Here is a 269-nt window from a genome sequence, read left to right on the forward strand (position 1 = left end):
ATTTTTATATTGCTCATCTTTTTGACCTGCTTTGCCCGGATTAGCGTCAACGATCTCCGCGGAAGCGACGATAACATTTGGCTGTATCTGACCGGCGTACAGCTCACGCACACCAAGAGCGCCGATAATCTTAACGCGCAGCTTCTGCGTGCGGTTGCCGATCGCGGTGCGAATGCAGAAAGCCAGCTTCGATACAAGATGCGTGTCGATTATCGAAAGAACTACTATCTTAGTTCCCTCGTAACTGGACTTCTCGCAGCATACCAACC

Annotated in this window: 1 protein-coding gene; it reads right to left on the reverse strand. The window is 50.2% G+C overall.

Annotated features, from left to right (window positions below; genetic code table 11):
- Positions 1-269, reverse strand: a 269-nt coding sequence (locus AF337_RS44315) for a hypothetical protein (protein ID WP_210168056.1), incomplete at both ends; no start/stop codon positions are given.

The sequence above is a fragment of the Rhizobium ecuadorense genome, assembly GCF_001187535.1.
GTDB lineage: Bacteria > Pseudomonadota > Alphaproteobacteria > Rhizobiales > Rhizobiaceae > Rhizobium > Rhizobium ecuadorense.